Origin of the sequence: Shewanella sp. 5_MG-2023 (genome assembly GCF_030547465.1) — a bacterium.
Lineage (GTDB): Bacteria > Pseudomonadota > Gammaproteobacteria > Enterobacterales > Shewanellaceae > Shewanella.
The window spans coordinates 65,439-88,340 of the sequence record NZ_JAUORC010000007.1 but is presented as its reverse complement, the minus strand read 5'-3'; the positions used below and the strand labels follow the sequence as shown (position 1 = coordinate 88,340).

Annotated in this window: 15 protein-coding genes and 1 pseudogene; 15 read left to right on the top strand and 1 reads right to left on the bottom strand. The window is 43.1% G+C overall.

Going from position 1 to position 22,902, the window contains the following annotated elements:
• Positions 1-111: 111 nt before the first annotated feature.
• The gene (cysZ, locus tag Q4557_RS05635) at positions 112-876 is read right to left on the bottom strand and encodes a sulfate transporter CysZ (RefSeq protein ID WP_076540003.1); all 765 of its coding nucleotides are present in this window, start codon (positions 874-876) and stop codon (positions 112-114) included.
• 204 nt (positions 877-1,080) lie between these two features.
• Between cysZ and Q4557_RS05630 the strand changes: the two genes are divergently transcribed.
• The 15 genes and pseudogenes from Q4557_RS05630 to Q4557_RS05560 all read left to right on the top strand — a co-directional run bounded on the left by Q4557_RS05630 (position 1,081) and on the right by Q4557_RS05560 (position 22,839).
• Positions 1,081-4,506 (top strand): chromosome segregation protein SMC, encoded by a 3,426-nt coding sequence (locus tag Q4557_RS05630; RefSeq protein WP_303411268.1) that lies wholly within the window; start codon positions 1,081-1,083, stop codon positions 4,504-4,506.
• Between the two features lie 29 nt (positions 4,507-4,535).
• Positions 4,536-5,600 (top strand): cell division protein ZipA, encoded by a 1,065-nt coding sequence (gene zipA, locus Q4557_RS05625; RefSeq protein ID WP_303411266.1) that lies wholly within the window; start codon positions 4,536-4,538, stop codon positions 5,598-5,600.
• A gap of 65 nt (positions 5,601-5,665) precedes the next feature.
• The gene (ligA, locus tag Q4557_RS05620) at positions 5,666-7,672 is read left to right on the top strand and encodes an NAD-dependent DNA ligase LigA (protein ID WP_303411264.1); all 2,007 of its coding nucleotides are present in this window, start codon (positions 5,666-5,668) and stop codon (positions 7,670-7,672) included.
• 149 nt (positions 7,673-7,821) lie between these two features.
• Positions 7,822-8,274 (top strand): annotated as a pseudogene (locus Q4557_RS05615) (DUF2919 domain-containing protein); the annotation flags it as partial.
• A 282-nt stretch (positions 8,275-8,556) separates the two neighbouring features.
• Positions 8,557-9,762: an HD-GYP domain-containing protein gene (locus Q4557_RS05610; RefSeq protein ID WP_303411262.1), complete on the top strand. Its 1,206-nt coding sequence runs from the start codon at positions 8,557-8,559 to the stop codon at positions 9,760-9,762.
• Between the two features lie 30 nt (positions 9,763-9,792).
• Positions 9,793-10,614 (top strand): SDR family oxidoreductase, encoded by an 822-nt coding sequence (locus tag Q4557_RS05605; RefSeq protein WP_303411260.1) that lies wholly within the window; start codon positions 9,793-9,795, stop codon positions 10,612-10,614.
• 88 nt (positions 10,615-10,702) lie between these two features.
• Positions 10,703-10,936, top strand: a complete 234-nt coding sequence (locus tag Q4557_RS05600; protein ID WP_102440416.1) for an RNA-binding S4 domain-containing protein — start codon at positions 10,703-10,705, stop codon at positions 10,934-10,936.
• Positions 10,937-10,946: 10 nt separating this feature from the next.
• Positions 10,947-11,339, top strand: coding sequence for a ribonuclease E inhibitor RraB (locus Q4557_RS05595; RefSeq protein ID WP_102440415.1), 393 nt, complete (start codon positions 10,947-10,949; stop codon positions 11,337-11,339).
• Positions 11,340-11,470: 131 nt separating this feature from the next.
• Positions 11,471-13,456, top strand: coding sequence for an NERD domain-containing protein kinase family protein (locus Q4557_RS05590; protein WP_303411250.1), 1,986 nt, complete (start codon positions 11,471-11,473; stop codon positions 13,454-13,456).
• 107 nt (positions 13,457-13,563) lie between these two features.
• Entirely contained in the window at positions 13,564-14,031 is a 468-nt protein-coding gene (locus tag Q4557_RS05585) for an N-acetyltransferase (RefSeq protein ID WP_102440413.1), read from the top strand.
• Between the two features lie 372 nt (positions 14,032-14,403).
• A complete protein-coding gene (locus Q4557_RS05580) occupies positions 14,404-14,757 on the top strand; it encodes a hypothetical protein (protein ID WP_102440412.1) in 354 nt (117 codons plus the stop codon).
• 558 nt (positions 14,758-15,315) lie between these two features.
• Positions 15,316-16,695 carry a DASS family sodium-coupled anion symporter gene (locus Q4557_RS05575; protein ID WP_102440411.1) on the top strand — a complete coding sequence of 460 codons (1,380 nt, stop codon included), beginning with the start codon at positions 15,316-15,318 and terminating at the stop codon, positions 16,693-16,695.
• 249 nt (positions 16,696-16,944) lie between these two features.
• Positions 16,945-17,706: a TSUP family transporter gene (locus tag Q4557_RS05570; RefSeq protein WP_102440410.1), complete on the top strand. Its 762-nt coding sequence runs from the start codon at positions 16,945-16,947 to the stop codon at positions 17,704-17,706.
• A 76-nt stretch (positions 17,707-17,782) separates the two neighbouring features.
• A complete protein-coding gene (gene sbcD / locus Q4557_RS05565; RefSeq protein ID WP_303411248.1) occupies positions 17,783-19,042 on the top strand; it encodes an exonuclease subunit SbcD in 1,260 nt (419 codons plus the stop codon).
• A complete protein-coding gene (locus Q4557_RS05560) occupies positions 19,042-22,839 on the top strand; it encodes an AAA family ATPase (protein WP_303411246.1) in 3,798 nt (1,265 codons plus the stop codon). Before sbcD ends, Q4557_RS05560 begins: the two co-directional genes overlap by 1 nt.
• Positions 22,840-22,902 lie beyond the last annotated feature (63 nt).

Genomic DNA, 22,902 nt, shown 5'->3' with positions numbered 1-22,902 from the left:
TTAGTCACAAACCTCAGTAAGAGACAGATATACAATAAAAAGCCTCAACAAAATGTCGAGGCCTCTTGATATCAATACCGCAGAATCAACAACGGTATTCTCATTGCGAAACTATTCAGGTGCTATTTCTGGATGCTTATAAGCATCACGGTATTTATCAACCCACATGGCGGTAGCGCCGCAAATAGCTACTGGCATGACGATAAAGTTCACTATCGGGATCATTGAAAACAGCGTTACTGTGGCGCCAAAGGTGTAGCTGGTGCCTTTAGTTTGATTGAGGGCAAACTTCATATCCTCAAACGGCACTTTATGGTTATCGAATGGGAAGTCGCAATACTGAATTGCCATCATCCATGCACTGAATAAAAACCATAAAACGGGCGCGGCGGTTTGGCCAACAACAGGCACGATAAATAACACTAGAAACAGTAATGCTCTAGGCAGGTAGTATTTTAATTTAGTCCACTCTCGGCCCATTATTCGCGGCAAATCTTTAATTAAATCTACCGTTGTGCCAGAGTTAAGTGACTTACCGGTTAAGTGCATCTCAACTTTTTCAGCCAGCAGGCCATTAAAGGGCGCAGCTATCCAGTTCATCACTGAGCTAAAGATAAAAGACATCACCACTAATAAGCTAACAACCGCCAGTGGCCACAGGAAAAAATTTAACCATGTGAGGTATTCGGGGATTTGGCCGTTCATCCAAGCAAACATTTCATCTAATTTACCAATGGCAAAATAAATGACCGTTGAGAATAAAACTAAGTTAACCATTAATGGAATGAAGACAAAGGTTCGTAGCCCCGGTTGTTTTATGAGCTTAAACCCATCCATAAAATAATTAACACCACTTTTCATTGGTTTAATTGGCATCGATTACATCCTTGAAAAAACTAGTTATGATGATTGTGGTGATGCATTGAGCGGAAAACAAGCCTTAAAGTGTGTTTAAGTCATAAAAATCGTTACAAAATGCAGCGCGATTGGTAAAGTTGTACTTTATCCGTCTTACGCAGACGAGATGATTATTCATCGACGCTTCTTAATCAATCTCACTGGAACAACTTCACAAGCACAATGCGATTAAAACAAATAAAACTTGCTGGCTTTAAGTCGTTCGTTGACTCCACCAAAATTCCCTTCAACCAACCTTTAACGGCCATTATAGGCCCCAATGGATGTGGTAAATCCAATGTCATTGATGCCGTGCGCTGGGTGCTAGGCGAAAGCTCTGCTAAGCATTTGCGTGGCGACTCGATGATGGATGTGATTTTTAATGGCTCTAGCGCCAGAAAACCCGTGTCAGTTGCCAGCATTGAGTTGAGCTTTGAAAATCTCGATGGTCGATTAGCAGGCCAATATGCCAGTTATCAAGAAATATCGGTAAAAAGACAAGTCAGTCGCGATGGTGACTCAAATTACTTTTTGAATGGTCAAAAGTGTCGCCGTAAAGATATTACCGATTTATTTATGGGCACAGGTTTGGGCCCACGAAGTTATGCCATTATCGAGCAGGGGACGATTTCGCGTCTTATTGAATCTAAACCCCAAGAACTGCGGGTTTTTATTGAAGAAGCAGCAGGCATTTCCCGTTATAAAGAACGCCGCCGTGAAACTGAAAACCGTATTCGTCATACGCGTGAAAACTTGGAGCGATTGGGCGATATTCGCTTAGAGCTCGGTAGCCAAATCGACAAGCTTGAACAACAAGCGCAGGCCGCCAAGCAATATCGTGAGTTTAAGCAACAAGAACGTGACTTACATGCGCAATTGTTGGTGATGCGCTATCAAGAGCTTAAAAACCAAAGCGACAATATTGCCCAAGAGATTTTACAACTTGAAGTTAATTTAGCTGCTGCCAATGCTGATGGTGAAACCACTGAATTAACCCTTACTCAGCTTAAAACCCAAATTGCAGAATTAACCGCTGCTGAGCAACAGCTGGTGGCCGAGTATTATCAAGCAGGCACAGAAATCGCTAAGCTTGAACAACAGCTTAAACATCAACAGCTACAAGATAATCAGCTGGAAAAACAATTAGCAGATCTCATTTCGCAGCAGCAAGTTGCTAGTAATGCGTTGCAAACCTTGATGCTGCAAGAGCAACAATTAACGGCGCAGTTAGCTGAGGGCAAACCTGAACTTGTTGCAGCAGAACAAGCGCTGGGCGTTATTGATGCTCAGCTGCAAGATGTTGAGCAAAAAGCGGCAGACTTACAGCAGCATTTATCGGTGTTATCTGATGGCGCGGCGAATGCCAAAATGGCAGCGGCACTAACCCAGAGTAAATTGCAGCATCAACAACAAATGCTGTCGCAGCAACAAAAGCAGTTAATCGAACTTAGTGCTGAGCAGCAGCGAAATACTGAGTCTGACTCACAAGCTGAATTAACCGCACTTGACCTCAAGTTAACCGCCCTTAAAGAGCAACTTGAATTAGAAGATGAAATCAAACATCAACTCACTGATGAACTTGAAGATAAGCAACAACAGCTAGCTCAGGCAAGTGAAGATTATCAGCAGCAAAAACAGCAGTTATCGTCACTAAGCGCCAGAAGTGAGCTGATTGAGCAATGGCTAACCAGCAATGACGATGATCAGCAAGCTTTATGGCAAACCATTGAGGTAACGCCAGGCTGGGAAAAGGCTGTTGATGTATTACTGCAAGGCATTTTAGCCACCAAAGTGATTGATGCTGGTGGTGCAATTGGCCCATCAGTGAGTGGTTTTATTGCCACAGGTGAGGTGAGCGCGCTGAATCACCAAATTAGCGCTGCGGTTAATTTATCCCCTTGGCTTCACCATGTAAGCTGGTGCGCCAGTGTTGATGAGGCAAAAGCGCAGCTTAAGCAGTTAAGCTCAGATGGCATTTTTGCCACTCAAGATGGTTATTTAGTGGGTCATGGCTTTGTCTTTAAAAAAGCCGACTCTAAGCAATCACAGCTGGCACTTAAAAATGAGTACCAGCAATTACAAATACAAATTAGCCAATTAAATGAGCAATTGTTGCAGTTGCAGCAGCAAGTGAGCTTACAAACTCAGCAAGTTGGCGATGCTCACGCGCAATTGAGTCAATCTCAACTTAAACATCACCAGTTGCAATTAGATTGCAGTAAGCTTGATGCTCAGAGCCACAGTTTGGTGCTGCAGCAACAAGACAGATTACGCCGACAAAAAAGCCTTGATGAACAAGTGGCTCAGCTGCAAGGACAAATTGGCGCAGGTCAACAAGCGATAGAGCGATTAACTGCCGAGCTTGAGTTATCCCAGCAAACGCATCAACAGCAGTTGGCAACCCAGCAGCAAGTAAATCAAGATTGGCAAACTGCCAGTCAGCAGTTACGAGATTATAAAGCTAACCGCAGTCAGCAAGAGCGTGATAGCAATAGTTGCCGGCAAAAAATGCAACAATTGCACACTCAAGTAGCAGTATTACAAGCCAATATTAGCCAGCAAACCCAGCAGAGCGAGTCCACCACAGCGCAAATCAAGCAGCTGCGGGAATCTTCGCAGCAAACTAATGCCAGTTTAGGTGAGCAGCAATTACAACAGCTGCAAACACAATTAAACGCGCAACTCGACATTCAGCAAGCTAAACAACAATTACTGAATTCAAATCGTACACAGCAGGCAGAGTTACAAACTCGGCTCGATAGTGCGGTATTGATTCAAAAACAACAGCTTGGTGCACTGCAAAACTTGACTCAGTCTCTCAGCGGGTTAAAGTTACGTCGTGAAGGATTAAAAGGTCAGGCCGATGGCCAATTTCAGTTACTTGAAGAACAACAGATAAAGATTCAAGATGTGATAGCGCATATTCCTGAAACAGCTAAAGTCATTGTATGGCAGCGAAACCTTGATAAAGTAAGAGCTCAAATCAGTCATTTAGGGGCCATTAACCTCGCGGCAATCGAAGAGTTTGAGCAGCAAAGTGAACGTAAGGCTTATTTAGATAATCAAGATAATGATTTAAATAAAGGCTTAGCCACACTTGAAGAGGCCATTCGTAAAATCGATAAGGAAACTCGCACTCGATTTAAAACCACTTATGATGCGGTCAATGCGGACTTATCAAAGTTATTCCCTAAGGTTTTTGGCGGTGGTAAAGCCTATTTAGCCTTAACGGATGATGATTTACTTGAAACGGGTGTGACCATTATGGCGCAACCACCCGGCAAGAAGAATAGTACTATTCACCTTCTTAGTGGTGGAGAAAAAGCCTTAACCGCTTTATCATTAGTATTTGCCATATTTAGACTAAATCCAGCACCATTTTGTATGCTTGATGAAGTTGATGCACCCTTAGATGATGCCAACGTTGAGCGTTTTTGCCGCTTATTAAAAGAGATGTCACAGAGTGTGCAGTTTGTTTATATTAGCCATAATAAAATCACCATGGAAATGGCTGATCAATTAATAGGTGTCACTATGCATGAACCGGGCGTTTCACGTATAGTCGCAGTCGATATCGAAGAAGCGGTGGCACTTGCCGACGCTGAATAAATAGAATAAATAGGATTACAGGGTCACCAATGGAAGATTTTCAACTGGTTTTGTCAATACTAGGCGCAATAGCGATTATCGCAGTATTGGTACATGGGTTTTGGTCTATTCGTAAACAACAACCTAAAACGTTAAAAGACAACCCAATGACGGGGTTTTATAAAGGCCAAGCAGAGCAGCGTGACTCACAGGGGTTTGACGCTGATGGTATTGGTGAAGTGAGACGGGTTAAAGCTGACGAGGTCTCAGTTGAGCCTGTTATGAGACAGTCGAAGGTTAGCCCACATTTAAAGCCTAATGTAAGCAGCAGTCAACTTGATAGTGCAGAGCTAGAAATTACTGCAGCGGGTTCAAAAAAGGGCATTGGCCTACAAAACCAATCAGCAGTGAATGTGCAAGCGCCAAGTTACCATCCGGGTAGAAAAGATCCCGTAATGACTACCGCTGCCAAAGAACCAGAGCATATACCAACCCAGCAAGCGCTGTTTGGTGAAGAGTTTAATGATGACTCTAATGAACCGTTTATTGACGACCCTATTGAAAAAGCCTCAGTAACCAAAGCTGAATCTAATGTGAGCTCTGCAAGTGTTCATTCGCCAGAACAGCAAACCTTAGCCCAAGAGCAACCCGCTCAAGTTATCGACACTGCACCCGTGGCTGAACCTGTAGAAGAGCCGCTTGGCGAACCACAAGATGTATTAGTACTGCATGTGGTTGCCCGTGAGGGTGAACAATTACAAGGGGCTGAGCTATTACCTTGTTTGTTATCGCTTAACTTTAAATTCGGCGATATGGATATTTTCCATCGTCATCAAGATAATGCCGGTAATGGAAAAGTGCTATTCTCCATGGCTAACATGTTAAAGCCTGGGGTATTTGACCCTGACAATATGGAACAGTTTTCCACTCAAGGTGTGGTGTTATTTATGACATTGCCTTGCCATGGCGATGCGTTAAGAAATTTCTCAATTATGCTTAATTCAGCCCAGCAACTGGCTGATGACTTAGGCGCTGAAGTGTTAGACGACAAGCGTAACGCCTGGACTGATACTAATAAACAAGCATACTTAAGCCGAATTCGAGCCGTTTCTTAAATTTTATTATATTTTACAATGAGGCCGCACTTGCGGCCTTGTTTGCTTTTTAGATGAGTGATTTTATGCAAGACATTAAAACAGAAATACTGCAAATTAGCAGTGAACTACACCGTCATAATATTCTTTATTATGTGGATGATGCGCCGAGTATTCCTGATGCTGAGTATGACCGTTTAATGCAGCGCCTTATCGCGCTTGAAACGGCTCATCCTGAGTTGATTAGCATTGATTCTCCCACCCAAAGAGTTGGCGGCGCGCCACTGGCCAAGTTTGATCAAATTACCCATTTAAAGCCGATGCTCAGTTTAGATAATGCCTTTGAGCAAGCAGACTTTGAAGCCTTTAATAAACGTATTAGTGATAAAGTAGATACGGTCAGTTACTGCTGTGAGCCAAAGCTTGATGGTCTAGCGGTGAGTATTTTATATCGTAATGGCGTATTAGAGCGCGCAGCAACGCGAGGCGATGGCAGCGTAGGTGAAGACATCACAGATAATGTGCGCACCATTAACTCGATTCCGTTAAAGCTTCGGGGTGATGATTTCCCTGAACTGATGGAGGTGCGTGGGGAAGTGATCATGCCTAAAGCAGCATTTGATGCGCTTAATCAGCGTCAACAGGCCAAAGGCGAGAAGACTTTTGTTAACCCACGTAATGCCGCCGCTGGCAGTATTCGTCAATTAGACAGCAAAATCACCGCCACGCGCGCATTAGGCTTTTACGCTTATGCCCTAGGTGTGGTCGAAGGTGAAAGCTCGCCAATGGCACAGAGTCACTTTGGCCAGCTTACCCAATTAAGACAATGGGGCTTACCTGTTAGTCAAGAAGTTAAAGTCTGTGACAGCTTACCTGAAGTGTTTGCTTACTATAGCGATATTATGACGCGCCGCAGCAGTTTATCTTACGAGATAGACGGAGTGGTAATTAAAGTAAATGATATTGCCAAACAAACAACCTTAGGCTTTGTCGCTAGAGCGCCGCGCTGGGCAATAGCCTATAAGTTTCCCGCGCAAGAAGAGATGACGCTACTTGAAGAGGTTGATTTTCAAGTTGGCCGCACTGGCGCAGTAACCCCAGTTGCTCGTTTAAAACCGGTGTTTGTTGGCGGTGTTACTGTATCAAATGCCACGCTTCACAATGCTGATGAAATTGCGCGTTTAGGCGTAAAAGTCGGCGATACGGTGATTATTCGCCGCGCGGGTGATGTTATCCCGCAAATTGTTGCCATTGTGGCTGAAAAGCGCCCTGATGATGCTAAAGAGATTACCTTCCCGACAGCATGCCCAGTGTGTGACAGTTTAGTCGAGCGGCTTGAAGGTGAAGCGGTAGCACGTTGCAGTGGTGGCTTATTTTGTGAAGCCCAGCGTAAAGAAGCCATTAAACATTTTGCCTCTCGCAAAGCATTAAACATCGATGGCATGGGCGACAAAGTGGTTGAGCAACTGATTGATAAAGAATTAGTACAAAGCCCTGCTGAGCTGTTTACCCTTACAGCATCGATGATCACCATGCTAGAACGTATGGCAATGAAGTCGGCGACTAAGCTGGTTGCCGCCATTGATGATGCCAAAACCACTACCTTATCAAGATTTATTTATGGCTTAGGTATTCGTGAAGTTGGTGAAGCCACCGCAGCCAATTTAGCCAGCCATTATAAAACCCTTGATGCCATTAAAGCGGCCAGCATTGATGAGTTAATTGAAGTGGATGATGTGGGCGTGATTGTTGCCAAACATATAGCGCATTTTTTTGCTCAGCCCCATAACCTTGAAGTGATTGATAAGTTAGTCGCTGCGGGTGTAAATTGGCCTGCTCTTGAAGCCGTTGATGAGTCAGCCTTAAGCCTTAAAGGCCAAACCTGGGTATTAACAGGTACCTTAACTCAGTTAAATCGCAACGATGCTAAAGCGCAGTTACAAGCGCTGGGGGCAAAAGTGGCCGGCAGTGTTTCTAAAAACACCGACTGTTTAGTCGCGGGGGAGGCTGCAGGTTCTAAGTTAACCAAAGCCCAAGACTTAGGCGTGAAAGTGATTGATGAACAAGGCTTATTAGATTTGCTAAGTCACTAATTATTAATTAATAAACACTAATCACTAACAATTAGTCGCTTTAAATAATCTTAAAAAGTAGCTACTGGCAATTTATTAATAGCATAAGTTAAGGCTTACCTAGCTTCGAACTAAGCAAGTAAGCCTTTACCTAATAAACTGGATACCCTGTGAATTTTAGCAATATCACTTGGCTTGATGACAAGGGCCATATAAAACCGCCGATATTTTTGTATTTAATGCTGATCTTTCTCGCCCGTGGTTGGTGTGTCTTTATTGCATCGTTAACCCAATTTAACGATCGCACTGGGCTCGTGAGACTATTTTATCCTGAAAAAAGCGATTTTTTACTGGCATTAGCGAGCGGGGTTGGTGCGGTAATTATTTATGGATTAGTGATTGCGGAGCGAAAACGCAGCCCACAGGTATTAAGGCCGCTATTTAATCAGATTAAGTACATTCTATGGCTACTACTGATTGTTGATGCTTTATTACTTAGCCAACGCCTGGTTCACGATCATTTTGTTTTCAAAGTCAGCTTTGCACTTGATGCATTATTTATCTTTTGGTCAGCTATTTATTTATTAAAATCAAAACGATTGCAGCATTATTTTAAAGATTGGCAAAATGAAGCCGATTATATGGCAGTAGAAGCTGAACTTGCCATGGCGAAAGAACAACAAGATGCTCAACTTTATGAGCCAGATGAACAGTCACAAGCCGCGCAGCATACTCAAAAGATTGTCGAGTCAGCCAAACATAATCGAGGCGTGTCTAATAAAGTTATTGCAACAGAAATAACCGACTCGATAAAGGTGAATAAGTAAAACATGTTAAGTCATAGTAGCTGACAGAAATAAAAACCAATACCAGCGGCTGCTATGGCGGTTAAAAAGGATCTTATCTTGGCTAAAGTAGTGGCTAAAACTGAGCCTATCAATATACCGTTATCACAACTGGTGGTCGGTATGACGGTAAAACTGCCGTTATCGTGGTTTAATAATCCGTTTTTTCGTAATAAAGTACTGATTAGCTCCCAAGCAGAAATTGAACTGATTAATAGCTTAGGCATTAACTATGTGACTGTGATTGACGGTCAGCATTTATTTGTTGAGCCCGTTATCAGTCAACCTGTGGTTGCTGCGGAAGTGGCCCCCGCGTTTGATATTAACGCCATAATCAAAAAGTCAGTAAATACAAGTCGAGTTCGCTTCAGTAAAGCCTGCAGTAATCTTCGCCCCGCATATAGTAAAGTCATTAGTGATCCGCCGGTATCACATCGAGAAGCAGTGACAGTCGTGGAGTTACTATTAACCCATTTACATGAAACCAAACAGCCACAAATTGGATTAGTTAACTGTGCTGATAAAGAAATAAACATGGCTCAGCATGGGATCTCGGTTGCTGTGTTATCCATTTTAATGGGGCACAGCCTTGAGTTAGCCCCTGCGCAAATGCGAGATCTTGCGTTAGGCTGTGTGTTTCATGATATTGGCAAATTAAAAATACCTGATGCCATACGTCGCAAACGCATTGATTTAACTAGTCACGAGCGAAACTATATAAAGACCCATCCCAATATCGGCTATGAAATGCTAGATAGAAGTGGTTTATTCCCTAAAGCCATGTTGGATATTGTGCTACATCATCATGAGTATATCGATGGTAGTGGTTACCCCAATAAACTCACCAAAAATCACATTCCTTTATTGACCCAAATCGTGATTCTAGCGAATGACTATACGGTATTGTTAGAAAGCACAGGCTCAGCACAATTGGCATTAGGCACCTTATTTAAAAGCCGTGCTGATAAACATGATAAAGCCTTGATTAGCATACTAGTGAAAACGTTAGGCGTTTTTCCTCCGGGCTCCATTGTTAAATTGTCCGATGGTAGTATCGCCAAGGTAATGATGACATCAACCGCATCTAAGCAGCCCCATGTAGCTAGTTGTTCAGCTCATGGTACTCAGGCCAGTTTTAGATGCTTAATTGATGAAGGGGTAACGATTGTTGAGACGGTAAAACTAGAAGATTTATCAAAAAAACTAGCTAACTTGCTAGAAGTTCACGCCCCTGTATGTTTTTATGTTTGCCATATTAATGATTAATTTTAGCGTTTTTTAACCCGTAGGATTTTCATGAACTGTATTGCAATTATCGGCTGTGGTTGGTTTGGCCTGCCATTAGCGACAAGATTAGTTAAACAAGGTTATCAGGTTAGCGGCACTAAGCGAACCCAAGCCGGTTGTGAGCAGTTATCCTCACTGGGTATTGATGCTTATAAGCTAGATTTAAGTGAGCAAAATATTGAAGCAACACAGCTTGATGGCTTACTTGAAGCCGATGCGTTAATCATTAATATTCCGCCGGGCCTGCGCCGAGGTGAAAGTCATTATCTTGAGCATATTCAAACCTTGGTCAACTTGATTGCACCGCGCCAATATCAGCGGGTGATTTTTATCAGTACCACAGGGGTTTATCCTGCTAAAAATCGCATAATGACCGAAGCGGATGCTGCGGCATATGATGATAAAAGTGCAATATTATTGGCTGCGGAGTCGTTAATTGCTGCAATGGATAATGCTTGTATCGTGCGCTTTGCAGGCTTAATTGGCCCTAAGCGCCATCCGGGTAAGTTTTTTGCTGGTAAAACCGATGTTAGCGGCGCAAATGTCGCGGTTAATTTGGTTCATCTTGATGATTGCATTCAGGCAATAGAGGCCATATTGGCGGCGACGAGCTCAGGGAAAAATGTGTCGAGCTATTACAATTTAACTGCGCCGAGTCATCCTACTCGCGTTGAGTTTTACCAAGCAGCGACTGCTGACTTGGGCATAGCAGCGCCGCAATTTAATCAAACCCAATTAGCCAGTAAAGTAATAAATGGTAATTTGATTTGCCAACAGCTTAATTTCAACTATATTCATCCCGATCCGCTAAAAATGCTAGCAGCTTGTTAATTGATAACTCGTTAGCGGCGAGATGGTTGGTATTAAGCAGTGATCAGGTATAATGCAACCCATATTTATGATTAAAGGCCAAAATTGAATGAGCAGCCAAGTTGCACAATTCGCACTTTTGAGTGGCGATGAGTTTGTTGAGTTATATAAAGTATTAAAAGTACAAGGTTTAGTCGATGGTGGCGGTGCAGCTAAGCATGTCATCTCTGAAGGCTTAGTCACAGTAAACAACGAAGTTGACACACGTAAGCGTAAAAAGTGTGTCGTTGGTGATGTCATTGAATTTAATGGCGATAAAATTCAAATTGTTGCCACAGCATAAGGATACAAGCATGCAATTCCCTGATGATGACAATGGTAAAATGTTAGCCGCAATGGCTGAGTCTGGTATTGACTTAACTGTAGCACTTGATGTTGATTTCTTTTTGATTTTTGATGATCAACGCGATGCAGAATCAGCATTAGAAGCACTCGCAGCAATGGGCTCAAATGGTGAGTTAGAGCTTAACTTTAGCGAAGAAATCGAAAAGTGGGAGCTGATTGTTTGTTTAAACATGGTGCCAACTTATGATGACTTGGTGGCTAAAGAACTTGAGTTAAACACCTTTGCCCAAGAGTTTGACGGCATGACAGATGGATGGGGCGTAATGCAACATCAAGAAGGTGATGACGAGTTTGCTGATGATGAGCATCAATGTGACGACAACTGCTCACACACCCACTAGTTAGCCTGTTAAAATATTGAAAACAAAAACCACCAATTAGGTGGTTTTTTTGTGTCTTTATATTATAGGATGGAGCCATATGCAGTTAAGGGAAGTTAATATCCCGCAGTATTTATGGAGTCGCATTTTAAATGGCAAGACACATTAGCTTTGGTACCCCAGTCAATGATGCCGAACGTTGGGCATTTTCTCTTTTATCTGACGAACTTCCTGAAGATTATCTCCTTTTAACCAATGTAGAAATTCCTACTCAAACTGGCCAAGCAATGGAGGTTGACGCCTTAGTTGTCGGTGAGTTTGGTGTGTATGTGGTTGACGTAAAAGGCTACATTGGTCGCTTAAACGCTGGTTTACATGCTTGGTCACTGGATGGTCGTCATGTGGACAATAGTTTATCAAAAGCCAATTATGTCGCCCGAGTATTAGCGGGTAAATTAAAGAACAAAATTCCTGTGGGCGTTTATGCTCCTTGGTGTCAGGGCATGGTGTTTGTTACTGGGCGTAAAGGCGAAGAAATTCTGGTTGAAAAAGATACCGGTAAACTGAGTATTTATACCCCTGCAAAAATCATCGCCGCGTTAACCAAAGAGTGGGGCTTAACGGCGCCGCATATTCATCCTGTGACCGACACTCAAAAAGAAATGGTATTAGACACCATAGGCCAGGTGGCACTGGTTGAGCAACGTAACAACAAAATTCAAGATTTCATTAAGCTCAAATGTTTATTCCTGCAGCAAGGCTTGGAAGTTTGGCAATCAGAATATAATCCGGGTGGCTGGACCGCGCCATGGCTGTTGAAAATACTGGTGACCAGTGAGTTTGACGACAGTATTGATGCCAATTATCACGAGCAAAAATTGCGTGATGAATTTAAACGGATTCAGTCACTTTCAGGTTGTAGCTGCGTGCCTTTTTGCGCGCCACTTATTCAAGATGGTGAACAGGTGGTCTTGCCCATCAGAATGCCCCGTGGTGTGCCACTGAATATTTTTGATATTGGACAGCAAACCACTTATCAGCTGTTAGAAATTCTGCGCCGCAGTGTCACCGGCTTACAGCAAATCCATCGCCGCGGTTACACCATAGGTGGCTGGGAAGATAATTGTATATTTATCTCAGATGACGCTGACGTTGAATTTATTGATATTAAAGATTCACTTAATACCAGTGAAGATATACAAGCTTATGCCACGGCCTTTTTAGAATTAGCTGAAAAAACCGTACAACCACGTATTTACCAATGGTATCGCGCTGCAGCCAAAGGCAGCACCATTGACCTTGACGCGATTCGTTGTGATTTATCTGCAGTTATCGATTTAGGTGTGTGTGACACTTTACCGCACAAAATCGTTATCGAGCAGGGCGCGGTGGTTGATCATCATTACCGCCTCGATCACTTTATTTCAGCAACGCCTCGCAGCCAGCTATGGCGGGCATTGCATTTACAAGGGAACTTCCCATGCTGCGTCAGTGTTTATCAAGATGTGGATAACCAATGGCACACCCTGAGTAACATGTATCGCAGCCTGGCTAAAATTTATCATCCACATGTTGAGCGTGTGCTGGCATTTGGGCAATTGCCACAGTCGGATAATTTATTCATTGCCAGAGATTGGGTACAAGGAGTCGCGCTAGATGAAGTGGCCACAATACAAGTGGGTCAACCCAGGTTGTGGTTTATTCAACTATTAACAGCACTACAATACTTGCACAGTTTAGATATTCACCATGGGGCCATTTGTCCTAAAAATATCATTTGCCGAGACGGTAAGGCTACCTTAGTAAACTTTGGTATAGGTTCTGATATAGCTGCCAGCCATTACGCTGCGCAGTATGCCGATCCGACTATGTGGTCTGTAGAAGGCGATGCTGAAAAAGATTTATATGGCTTGGTCGCAAGTGTTGTCGATGCGATTTCTCCAGAGTCGATTAAACAAGGCAGTGGCGCAGATGCCATGATTAACGCCTTAATGAGCTTTGATAAGCAGTGGCTTGGCGAAGGCTTTTTTGAGGCTTGCTTAAGTATTTTGAAATTTGAATTTCGTATCGTTCCTAACCGCAGTTATGCCGAGCAGTTAGGGCTCGATGAAGTTGAGTATCAAAACTCTGGCTTGTAGTTATCTTGATTTATAGCCCTTCAGGCTTATGTTAAGGATGTTTGCCCCAAAAGCCGGTACAAGCCGTATTGGCTTATATGATTCGAGGATAATGTAAGAGGGATCCCATGATTATTAAACGCATTACTGCTGAACGACTTGATGATGTTTTGCCTCTGTTTAGCCAATATATGCATTTTTACGGGGTTGAGCAAGCCGTGACTGAGTATGCTACCTATTTGCTGGAACGGTTAAATAATCAAGAAGCGTTTATTTTTGGGGCTTACACTGAAGCGGATAAAGCGATTGGTTTCGTGCTTAATTATCAAAGTTTTTCATCCACAGAGCTAGGTAAAGTATTAGTGTTAAATGATCTATTTGTTGAGCCAGACTATCGAAATCAAGGCGCCGCTAATTTACTTATCCGATGCTCTATTGAATTGGCTCGCGGTATTCAAGCCGTAAGGGTTGAGTTAAGCACCGCGAAAGTGAATTTTCCTGCTCAATCTGTCTATGAGAAAATTGGCTTTGTAAAAGATAGCCGCTTTTTTTCGTATAGCTTGTCGGTTAAAGATCATCCTTTGCTAAATGAATAGGCACAAGTGATGTGTAGCTTAGCGTGACTTTATAATTTTCTTGTTGGTTACTTTAACTAGAACGGCACTTCTTGGCTGATAAACTCGAAAAATACAGCGCCCCTATAAAGCCCATCAGTTTTTAGGCATGACACCACTAAAGGCCTTTATGAGTAATGATGTGATTAAAAAACGAATATCGATAGCGATGTTGGCCAATATAAAGCCCATTTAAGCGGCCTATTTGAAGGGTGAATCATCGCCAGTATTCTTATACTACACTTGAGTCATGCAAATTAGCTTGTGGTAGGGTCATATCCTTCATATGGGATTTATTCAATTGCTGTAAGTTGATTAAAATAGCTATAACTTACGATATTGAGGTAACACCTGATGAGCTCTTTTAAAAAAACACTACTCGTTTCAACTTTGAGCATCGCCGCGCTGACAGGTATGGCGCATGCAAGTGATCTATCATGCACTGTTGCTGGTGGTGATGATATCACCATGGCTAATATTGATATTTTACGTTCAAATGAACCTGTGGTTAACATTGATGGCTATAAATCGCCGATCTTAAGTAATATTTATCGCATCGATGCAGTTGATGGCCAGGACATCAGCGAAACACCCACTTACCTTTTATACAATCATTACCCGCTAGCTGATCATAAGTTATATGCCAAGGTTCAAGTGCACGGTGAAGAGGCCGTTACTGGTTACTGCATTGTGACGGGTGAAATCTAAGCTCGCGTTATTGCATCGTATAATCGCATAACGACTAATACTCAGTAAGGCGGATGTGCCTTACTGAGTTTTTATTTTACTTTTTTAACGCCCCTATTGAGCATTCCTGCTGCTAAAGGATCTTTTTTGCTAAGCTAGTTTTACTATTAATAGCCCGTCACCCGTCACCCGTCACCCATCACCCATCACCCATCACTATTTTATCATTTCTCTAAGCGGCATTTAAAACCACTTATGGTTATTACAGATCACGAAACGCTAATTAACTTTGTCTTATTACAAGTTTATCCTGGGCCAGCTAGATCTATGTCACATTATTTAAACGCTAATAAACATTCAGTTTGAGAGTACTAAATGGCGAATTCCGTCAATTTGAAACTTAATAACCACAATACATCTAGTGTTACTATTGTTGCGCGTCACAACAGTGGCTGGTAATGGGATTCATCTCACGCCGCGCAGGCTTGACTATGTAATCAAGCAACCAAAAACAATGCTTTATCTTACCTATTACTCTGTTTACATTGTTGTCATTAAAAAATAAGGGAGAACGCTTTAATGGAAAACTGCCCAACAAAGTCGACGACAACCAAAAACAATAAAACTGACTTCATCATCTTGTTTGGCAACATTGCCTTGTTTGCCTTGCTATATCATTTATTACCCTTTGAACAAGGGGTCAATACCGGTCTATCGCTACTTATTTTTGCAGCTATTCTATGGTTAACCGAAGCGATTCATATCAGTATAACCGCCATTTTAATTCCGATATTAGCGGTGTTTTTGGGGGTGTTTGATACTTCCACCGCCATGAGTAATTTTGCTAACCCGATTATCTTCTTATTCTTTGGTGGTTTTGTGTTGGCGGCGGCGCTAAATCATCAGGGCATTGACCGCTTAATTGCGCAAAAGGTGTTGCTGCTGTCTCAAGGTAAGTTGAGTATTGCTTGTATGTTACTGTTTTTAGTGACCGCAGTGCTGTCGATGTGGATCAGTAATACGGCAACAGCCGCAATGATGCTGCCACTAGCCTTGGGTATTTTGCATCAACTGGATTTTAAACAGTACCGTAAAACCTATTTGTTCGTGCTACTGGGAATCGCGTATTCTGCCAACATTGGTGGAATTGGTACCCTAGTGGGCAGTCCGCCTAATGCCATTGCTGCGGCACAAGTGGGCTTAAGCTTTAGTGATTGGCTCGAGTTTGGTTTAATCACTGTGGCTATTATGTTACCAAGCATGTTAATCGCGCTTTATCTATTTTTAAAACCTGATTTATCGACTGTGTGTGAGATAAAAACAGAAAATGTAAAAATGACCGTTAGTGCAAAATTAACCCTGATTATATTTTTAGCTACAGTTTGTGGTTGGATATTCAGTAAACCATTAGCCCAAGCACTTGGTGGGATCAGTAAGTTTGATACCATTGTTGCTTTAGGTGCGGTAGTTGTGCTTGCCAGCCTTAAATTAGTGGACTGGAAAAAAATCGAATCGACCACGGACTGGGGAGTACTTATCCTGTTCGGCGGTGGCCTCACGTTAAGTGCAGTGTTAAAAGCCACAGGCACCAGTGTGTTTTTAGCCCACTTTGTGACAGATATTTTTGGCGATGCCCACATGGCGCTATTTATGATTGCAGTGATTACCTTTGTGGTGTTATTGACTGAGTTTGCCAGTAACACGGCTAGTGCAGCATTGCTGGTGCCAGTTTTTGCTGCAATTGCTGAGCCCTTAGGTTTATCGCCAGTGATGATTTCAGTGGTGATTGGTATTGCAGCTTCTTGCGCCTTTATGTTGCCTGTCGCCACCCCGCCTAATGCCATTGTCTTTGGCTCAGGTTATATCAAGCAATCTGAAATGATGCGTGCAGGTATGATTATTAACTTCATAAGTATGTTGGTGCTGTTTTTAATCACCAACTTGTTCTGGGGCTTTTAATTGCACTGTTAATCACAGTTAAAAAGCGCAATCTCTTTACTCACTAATAAAAAGGTAACTTAGGTTACCTTTTTGCGTTTTTTAGCCGATATCTGTCAACAATTATTAAATGTTCACAGGCTCAGTGTTATTAAAAATAGCGACGTAAACGTTTGGATAAACTAAGGCACAATCTAATGCAGATAGCTTTTGAATTTTGCCATTAAAGCAGGTCTAATAGCGTATTATTTTGATTTATAGACCTATCTAATGTTCGAGTTAACCCTACAAATTGCTGTTATATTATTTTTCGTCGCCATATTGGCGGGTTTTATTGATGCCATTGCCGGTGGTGGCGGTTTACTCACTATTCCTGCATTGATGTGGGCGGGTTTACCGCCAGCTGCGGCTTTAGGTACTAATAAGCTGCAAGCTTGTGGCGGCAGCTTTTTTGCTAGTTTGTACTTTATTCGCAAAGGCATGGTTGACTTAAAGCAAGCACGCTTATCCATTGTGTGCGCGTTTATTGGCGCTGCAGTGGGCACCATTATTGTACAAATGATTGATGTCACCGTATTAGAACTGGTATTACCATTTCTTATCCTCGCCATTGGCTGTTATTTTTTGTTTTCTAAAAAAATCTCAGAAGAAGATAAACAACAAGTGCTGACACCTGCCATGTTTGCTTTTACTGCCGCTCTTGGGGTGGGGTTTTATGATGGATTTTTTGGACCCGGAACCGGCAGTTTCTTTGCTTTAGCCTTTGTGTCACTGGCAGGTTACGGACTGGCTAAAGCCACCGCCCATGCCAAAGTGCTTAACTTTGCTACTAATGTGTCATCGTTAATCTTTTTTATGATTGGCGGCCAAGTGGCGGTTTTATTAGGGCTTATTATGTTAGTCGGGCAAGCTATCGGCGCAACTTTTGGCTCACGCTTAGTGATGACCAAAGGGGTAAAAATTATTAAACCGCTGGTGATCACCATGGCATTTTTAATGAGCTTTAAATTATTGTGGGCGCAGTACGGGTAAGTGACTTATATCTCCAGACTAATTAAGCGTTTTATGACAGATTTCAATAACAACACATCGAACAGAAAAGGTTTTCATGCGCATTATTCACACATCTGATTGGCACCTTGGTCAAAACTTTTACGGTAAAAGTCGCGCTGTTGAGCACAAGGCATTTTTGCAGTGGTTGTTAGCACAAATTAGCCAGCATCAGGTTGATGCACTGATTGTCGCTGGCGATATTTTTGATACTGGCACGCCGCCAAGTTATGCCCGCAGTTTGTACAATCAATTTATTGTCGATATTCAAGCAACAAATTGTAAGCTTATCGTTCTTGGTGGTAATCACGACTCTGTTGCTACCTTAGGTGAGTCAAAGCAGTTGCTGGCGTGCTTAAATGCCACGGTTATCCCAGGTGCGCTTGATAACGCAGCTGAGCATGTGTTGTTAGTGGCTGATAGTCATGATCACCCCTGCGCGATTGTATGTGCGCTGCCGTATTTACGCCCTAGAGATATAGTATTAAGTGAGTCGGGTGAGTCCAGTGAAGATAAACAGCGCAAGTTAGCTAATGAAATCGCCGATTTATATCAGCGCTGTTTTGCTCATGCCCAAGCAATTAATAACCAGCAAACTACGCCATTACCCATTATTGCCACAGGGCATTTAACCACAGTGGGTGCCAGCACCAGTGAGTCGGTGCGAGACATTTATATTGGTAGCCTTGATGCATTTAATGCCAACTTGTTTCCTGCAGCGGATTACATTGCACTAGGCCACATTCATCGACCGCAAAAAATCGCCAAAACAGAGCATATTCGCTATAGCGGCTCGCCAATCAGTTTAAGTTTTGATGAACTTAACAGTCAAAAAAGTGTGTATTTGGTTGAGTTTGATAAGGCTAAATTAGCCGAGGTCAGTGCCCTTGAAGTGCCCAAGTTTCAAGCCATGGCAAGTGTAAAAGGCAGCTTGGCCGAAATCGCATCCCAGCTTGAAACCTTAGTTGAGCAAGGCAGTGATCAAGTCACTTGGCTGAGTATCGAAGTGGCCGAGCAAGACTTTTTAACCGACTTACAAAGCCGAATAGCCGAATTGACCGACGCCTTACCTGTAGAAGTACTGCAACTTAAGCGTGCTCGTAGCCAGCGCCAACAGCAAATTCAGCAAATGGATAATGAAACCTTAACTGAATTAAGCGTCACAGAAGTGTTTGAGCGCCGTTTAGCCCAAGAAGACTTTTCAGAACCCGAGCAGCAACAGCGACTTGAACGGGTAAAACAACAGTTTGATGTTATCCTTGATGAAATGAATGAGCAGCTTAATGGCACAGCGCAACATGTTGAGGAGGCAAAATAATGAAAATCCTTAGCCTGCGTTTTAAAAATATTAACTCATTAAAAAATGAGTGGAAAATTGATTTTACCCAGTCGCCATTTAAAGAAAACGGCCTGTTTGCCATTATTGGCCCTACAGGCTCGGGTAAAACAACCATTTTAGATGCTATCTGCTTAGCGCTGTATCATCAGACCCCGCGCTTAGGGGTAATTTCAAAAACCACCAATGAGCTCATGACTCGTGGCACCAGCGATTGTCTGGCCGAGGTTGAGTTTGATGTGAAAGGTAAGGCGTATCGCGCCTTTTGGAGCCAACGACGCTCCCGTGGTCAAGTTGATGGCAATTTACAAGATGCCCAAGTTGAGTTAGCGCAACTTGAAGATGGTAAAATTCTTGCCAGCCAAATTAAGCATAAAACCGAATTAACCGAAGCCATTACCGGATTAGATTTCGCGCGATTTACTAAATCGATGATGTTATCCCAAGGTCAGTTTGCCGCCTTTTTAAATGCCAAAGCTAATGAACGGGCTGAGTTACTTGAAGAGCTTACCGGCACAGAAATATACGGGCTTATCTCAGAGCAAGTACATCAAAAATTTAGCCAATCAAAGCAGGAGCTTGCCTTGCTTGAAGCTAAATCAAACAGCGTTGAATTACTAGATGATGACAGTATTAGCCTTAAACAAATAGAGCAAACTCAGTTAATTGAGCAAGCCGATTTATGCCAGCAACAACTGCAGCAACTGCAGCTGCAAGTCACGTGGGCTAAGCAGCTTGAGCAAGCAACTGAGCGACATCTTGCCAGTGAGCAACAATTACAACTAGCGCAGACTGAACTTAAAGCCCAGCAAGCCAGTTTAGCTAAGTTAGCTGCCAGTGAGCCAGCTGAAAGCTTAATTCCGTTATTCGAAGGCATGAGCAAACTTGAAAACAGCCATGCACAGTTGCAAAAGCAGTTACAGCAGCGCAATACTGAGCTTGAACAGGCCAGCGCACAATTAAGTCAAATCGCCACTGAGCAACAGTTGCAGTCTCAGCACTTTAGTTTAGCTAAGCAGCAACATACGGATTTAGTGACGCTAATTGATACTCAGGTGCAGCCACTTGATAATCAAATTGAGCAAGTGAGCTTTAAACATGCTCAGCAGTTACAGTCTCAGCAGCAACAAACCCAGCTGCTAGAGCAATTACAGCAAAAGCAGCAGGCCATCGGCGGACAAATACAAACCGTTACGGCATTACAAGCCCAGCAGCAGCAAGTCATCAACCAATATCCCCAGGGCAAGTTGATCCAAACTCGCCTTGGTGTGTGGCAGCAGCAATATGCTAACTACGCCGAGCAAGTGACTCAGCAAACTAAGTTGACGCAACAAATTGCCCGTTTTCAGCAACAGCAAATTCAGCTCCAACAGCAGCAAAGCACACTGACAGCGCAAGTAACCAGTGAGCAACAGTTACTTGGACAATATCAACTCAGCCGCCAACAAGCCCAGCTGCAATTACAGACCTTGTTAGCCGGTGATGAAGAAGCACTCATTGAGCAGCAATATAATGACATAGTGACTCAGCAGCCAAAGCGCAGTCAGCTTGAACACTTGTCGACCCGTTACAGTGAATTGCAATTAGATCTTAATCAACATCGCCAGCAAAACGCGCAAACCCAACACGATATTGAGTTAAAGCAAGCTGAGTTAACCCAAATACGAGTCTTGTGGACAGATAAAAATCAGCAGTTAAAAGACTTAACAAGCTTGCTAAAACAAGAGCAACATATTGCTGATTTAACCCAGCATCGGGCTAAGTTAGTAGAAGGTGAGCCATGCGCCTTATGTGGCTCGTTGGATCACCCTTTAGTGAGTGAATATCAAGCGGTTGATTTGTCGCAAACAGAGCTGCGCCATCAACAAACTAGCGCGCAATTAGATAAGATTAAAACCCAAGGCGAGCAAGCTAAATTGGCATTGCAAACCTTGCAGTTACAATATGAGTCAGCCTCACAAGCGGTGGCTAAGCTAACGGCGCAGAGTCAGCAATTACAACAGGACTGGCAGCAAACTTGTCAGCAACTTGGAATTGCATTTGCTATTGATGATAGCCAGCTGAGTGATTATGTAGCGCAAATGGCGCAGTTGCAGCAAAACTTATCCCAGCGATTAGCCGATATCAGGCAGGCTAAAACTCACCTGCAACAACAAAACGATCAGTACCAGCAAGCGAATAACGCCGCTGAGCAACAACAGCACCAATTAAGCTTATTAGCCCAAGAGCATACAAGCTGCAACAATGGCTTACAGGACGCTGAGCTGCAGCTTATTGAGGTGAATAAAACCCTTAATAACCTAGTGACTGAATTAAGCGATTCAATTGCGCAAACCGCAGAGTCTATGCCAGATATGGCTGGGTTTAAAGCGTGGTTAAGCGCCCTTGAACAACAAATAATGCAGTGGCAGCAAGCAAGCGATCAGCAACTTGAAGCACAGCAGCAATTACAATTATTGCAGCAGCAACAGCAAACCCAGGCGAGTCAACTAGAAGAGGCGTTGCAGCAATCACAGTCGCGGCAAGCGCAATTAACTGAAGTTGCAGCGGAGTTAGCCAAGTTGACGAGCCAAAGGCAGCAGCTATTTGCCGATAAGCAAACATTAACTGAAAAGCAGGCTAGCCAAGCCATGCTTGAGCAAGCAGAAAGCCAGTTAACAGCGCTACAAAGCCAATTGAATCAATATCAGCAGCAGCAAGATAATGTTAAGGCGCATATTGAAGCCGTTAATAAACAAATTGCAGTGGCATTGACTGAGTTAACCGCGGCAACCGAGCAGTGGCAGCAGCAATTAAGCCAAAGCCCATTTGCTAGCCAAGCGGAATTTGAGCAAGCCATTATTCCTCAGGCTGAGCGTGAGCAGTTAATTAACTTGCAGCAGCAACTTAATGAGCAGCAGTTAAAAGCGCGCACCTTGGTAGAACAAGCCAAGCAGCAATTAACAGCGTTAATGGCCCAAGCAGAGCAATTTGGTTATGAGCAGCTAACGACTGAAAAGCAGCAACAAGGCTCAGACAAAGTCTTACTTCAAGGGGCTGATCTAGATTCAGAGCTAAAGTCAGAGCAAGAATCTGCACAAGGCTATTTAGCACAGGTCAGTTTGCAGCATCAACAAGTCGAGACCCAGTTAGGTGAGATAAAACAAACCTTATGGCAAGTGAACCATTTACTGGATGACGATAAACAAAAGCGCCTAAGTCAGCAGCAAATGCTGTTAGAGCTTAACCAAGCCAAACAAGCTTATGATGATATCGCCTATTTACACTCACTCATCGGTTCGCAAAAAGGCGATAAATTCAGAAAGTTTGCCCAAGGGCTGACATTAGATCATCTGGTTACTTTGGCTAATCGGCAGCTGGATAGGCTTCAAGGACGCTATTTGCTTGAGCGCAAACAATCAGTAGATCTAGAGCTGCAAGTATTGGATACCTGGCAAGGCGATGCAATTCGAGATACTCGCACCTTATCAGGTGGTGAAAGCTTTTTAGTCAGTTTGGCATTAGCGTTAGCGTTATCGGATTTAGTCAGTCATAAAACCAGTATCGACTCGTTATTTTTGGATGAGGGCTTTGGCACTTTAGACAGTCAAACCTTAGATACCGCCCTTGATGCGCTAGATAACCTTAATGCTTCAGGCAAAATGATTGGTGTGATCAGCCACATTGAAGCGATGAAAGAGCGCATTGGGGTGCAAATTAGAGTGCATAAAATGAATGGACTTGGAGTCAGTAAGTTGCAGAGTGAATATAAAGTTAATAGCGATGTCGAATTGGCTTAAGTTTGTCTCTAAAGCTTATCGCTCAGACTCGCGGCTAGGCTAACAACTAAACCGTCACTTGAG